Annotated in this window: 5 protein-coding genes; 1 reads left to right on the plus strand and 4 read right to left on the minus strand. The window is 70.4% G+C overall.

Annotated features, from left to right (window positions below; all coding sequences use genetic code 11):
- Both G6019_RS16230 and G6019_RS16235 read right to left on the minus strand, forming a co-directional pair.
- On the minus strand, positions 1-394 hold a 394-nt coding region (locus tag G6019_RS16230), incomplete at its 3' end, for a glutamate-cysteine ligase family protein (protein WP_241726113.1).
- A gap of 60 nt (positions 395-454) precedes the next feature.
- A complete protein-coding gene (locus G6019_RS16235) occupies positions 455-1,255 on the minus strand; it encodes a crotonase/enoyl-CoA hydratase family protein (RefSeq protein ID WP_107758291.1) in 801 nt (266 codons plus the stop codon).
- A gap of 123 nt (positions 1,256-1,378) precedes the next feature.
- On the opposite strand from G6019_RS16235, the gene G6019_RS16240 reads away from it, so the two are divergent.
- Entirely contained in the window at positions 1,379-2,128 is a 750-nt protein-coding gene (locus G6019_RS16240; RefSeq protein ID WP_194305838.1) for a GntR family transcriptional regulator, read from the plus strand.
- A 76-nt stretch (positions 2,129-2,204) separates the two neighbouring features.
- Here the strand turns inward: G6019_RS16240 and G6019_RS16245 are convergent, their stop codons facing one another.
- Complete coding sequence (locus tag G6019_RS16245) at positions 2,205-3,059, minus strand: oxygenase MpaB family protein (RefSeq protein WP_231750416.1); 855 nt, start codon at positions 3,057-3,059, stop codon at positions 2,205-2,207.
- Between the two features lie 47 nt (positions 3,060-3,106).
- Positions 3,107-3,520 (minus strand): mce associated protein mas1a (locus G6019_RS16250; RefSeq protein ID WP_206681841.1); only part of this gene is annotated, 414 nt, incomplete at its 5' end.

Genomic DNA, 3,520 nt, shown 5'->3' on the forward strand with positions numbered 1-3,520 from the left:
CGGCGTCCACTCTGACGCGGCTGCCACAGTAGATCTGACCCCGGGCCAGGAATTCGTAGTCGGCCAGGAGTCGACGCATCTGCGGGCTCTCGTCCACCAGCGCCGACCCCGGGGGCACGAGCGGGACCGCACCCGCGGCCGCGACGGTGAGGCCGCGGGGCTCACCCACCCGGCGCAGCCCCTCGCGTACCGCGAGGAGCCCCGATCGCAGGTCGGAGGCGGTGTGAGCCGGACGGGTGCGCGTCCGGATCACGCAGTTCCGTACCTCCTCGGCGACCATGTCACCGGGGCGGTGGGCCAGTAGTTCCGACGCCCTGGGCGCCAGTTCCCGACTCTCCGTGTCGAGGACCTGGAGGTCCTCCTCGATCACCGCAGACCTGAACTCGGCTTCCATGAAGGAAATGTAGTGCTCTCAGGGGGCCGCGCACACCCGGTCGGGGATGTGGGATCGGTCTCAGCGGGCCTTCCAGACGGGGTCCCGCTTCTCCGCGAACGCCCTCGGGCCCTCCGCGGCGTCCTCCGATGTCATGACGGTGATCATCTCCCTGTCACTGACCTTCCACCGCTCCTCCTCGTCCGGCCGGGCCCCGTCGGTGATCCCCAGCGCGATGCGCTTACTCGCCTGCACGGCCAGCGGGGCGTTGGCGGCGATCACCCCGGCCAGTCCGAGGGCCGCGTCGATCAGGTCCCCGGCGGGGACCACGCGGTTGATCAGGTGCAGCTCGAGAGCCCGTGCGGCCGTGACCGGTTCACCGGTGAGAATCATCTCCATGGCCACCCGGTGAGGGACCTGGGCCGGCAGCCGGAACGCGCCGCCCGCCGCCGCGACGAGGCCCCGCCTGACCTCGGGCAGGCCGAAGACCGCGTGGTCGGCCGCCACCACGAGATCGCACGCCAGCGCGATCTCGCACCCCCCGCCCAGCGCGGTGCCGTTGACCGCGGCGATCACCGGCACCGAGACGGGGTGCTGCATCATGCCCGCGAACCCCCACTGGCGGTTCTCCGCGGGGAAGATGTCCTCTCCCCGCGAGAGGGCCTTGAGGTCCGCTCCCGCACAGAAGGACTGCTCCCCCGAGCCGGTGATGACCACCACCCGGATCTCCGGGTCCGTGTCGGCCTCGTGCAGGGCCCGACCCAGGAGAGTGCTCACCTCGCCGTTGACGGCGTTGCGCGCCTCGGGGCGGTCGAGGGTGACGAGCAGGACGTGATCGCGGCGCTCGCTGCGTACGGCGGGCCGGGTCTCGGGGGAGGTCATCTCCCCAGTCTCACCCGGCACCCGCGCCATGAGGGGCTTTTCCGGGTTCATTCGATATATTTGATTTCGATTCCCGGCCGCGTCCCCCGGCCGGTCCTCTTCACCGGAGATGGGGTGTCGGAAATGGCCGCAACACGACTCGCGCAGCGCCCACAGCTGTCAGAAGAGGTCGCCGACCACGTGCGGACCCGGATCATGAGCGGCCAGGTGCGCCCCGGGGACTTCATCCGGTTGGACGAGACCGCAGCCGCCCTCGGGGTGAGCGTGACCCCGGTGCGGGAGGCCCTCCTCACGCTTCGCGGAGAGGGGTTGGTGGACCTCGTCCCGCGACGCGGATACCTCGTCTCGCCGATGAGCAGGCAGGACGTCGAGGACATCTTCTGGCTGCAGGCGGAGTTGTCCAGGCGGATCGTCGACCGGGCCATCACGCGGTTCGACGAGTCGGCCCTCGATCAGCACGCCCGCCTGGTGGAGGAGTTCGAGGCAGCGGCCGCGGCGGGCGATCCGGACCGCGTGGTCAGTGCGCAGTACGCCATCCACCGCTCGATCAACCGGGCGTCCCGCTCCGACAAGCTGTCCCGGTTCCTCAACAACGCCGCGCGCTACATGCCCTATCGCCTCTACGCGGACGATCCGGCCTGGCGCGCGGCCGCACTCGTGGACAACCGGCGGATGCTCGAGGCGCTGCGCACCGGGGATGTGGAGACGGCCCATGCGGTGATCGACGCCGAGTTCAGCAACGGGGCCGATCTGCTCATCGCCCATCTCCAGCGCGCCGGCGTGTGGGACGAGGAGCGTGACAGTGACCGGGCGGAGGAGGGGGAGGACGACCGTGTGGGGGGCAGCGTCGCGACATCGATCGCTCCGGCCTGACCCGCGACGACGTCAGGCCGCCCCGCTCCGCTCCGCGCCGCTCCGCGCCGGGGCGGGGCGGGGCGGGGCGGGAGCGTCACATCAGCGGTCGTCCGGTCCGCAGGCGCCACCTGAGCTCGAGCAGCAGGACGCGGTAGGTGAGCGTGCGCACCGGCCACGGCAGAAGTCGATTGGCCGCCGCCGTCACCTCGAGGAACCGCTCGAAACGGCGCTGATCCCGTGGGTTCCACGGCAGCCCGAGTGCGTCCCGGAACTCGCGGTGCAGGAACCCCGTGGTCACCCACTTGTTCAGTCTGCCGAACAACACGGTCGTGGGCTGCGGCAGCATCCGGAGTTCGGCGAGCCCCACCAGGTGCTCGCGGACCGGGTCGTCGAATCGGATCCGCGACATCCCCTCACGCCAGTAGTCCTCGAACTCCGTACGCGTGGACGGCCACTGCTCGGGCCGCACCTGGAGCGTGGTGCCCAACGTCGGTGCGGAGAGGTAGAACGCCTCTCGATCGGAGTCGGTCATCGGACCGTGCAGCCACTCGAACGCGTCCTCGAATCCGACGTAGAGGCATGCCGCCACCCACATCTGCAGCTCCGGATCGAGGGCGCTGTAGGTCACCGGGCTGTCCGGGGTGGAGTGCACACGCCGATGGATCCGGGTGACCTCCTCGCGGTAGATCCGCTTGTCGTCGTCGCTCCCCAGGGTCGCCACCGCCAGGTACTGGAAGGTCGTGCGCGCGCGCTTGAGCGGGTGCTTGTAGACGTTCCCGGTGTCCACGCGGCTCTCCCGCACACCCCAGCCGATCTCCGGCCAGGACAACTGCATGATGACGTTGGCCACTCCGCCGGCGGCCCCGATGGAGTCGACGGCGTCGGCGACCCCAGGGGGGACGGCCCGGGGAACCGGGGCGGCGGGAGTGCGGTGGAGTTCGGTGATCACGGGTGGTTCTCCTTCGGTTCGGGCTGGTCGTTCGGATCAGCCGGGGGTCAGGCGAGTTCGGCGGAGTCGAGCAGCCAGCGGTTCCCTCCGCGGACCAGGGTCACGACCATGCGGCTCGCGTCGACCCGGCCCTCGGGCACGGTGACGTTGGTGATCTCCTGGTCGAGGAACACCAGGACGACGGCCCGTTCGGTGTCGACGCTCTGGACTCCCGCGTGGGTGACGGTCCCGGTCGAGGTGCCCTGTCCGTTCGCGAGCAACTCGCGCAGCCCCTCGGACACCTCGCGATAGCGGTCGGCGAACTCCGGGGTGGATTCCGCCACGACCGCCTCGATGTTCGCGTCCACGTCGGCGTGGTCGTAGGACGCGAGCTGGACGACCAGGCGGGTGGCGTCCTCGGCCGCGCTGCGTCGGAGTTCGTCCTCCCGGTGGTCAGACCTGACTTCCACAAGTTGACGCTG

It is taken from the genome of Dietzia sp. DQ12-76 (assembly GCF_014145045.1).
Lineage (GTDB): Bacteria > Actinomycetota > Actinomycetes > Mycobacteriales > Mycobacteriaceae > Dietzia.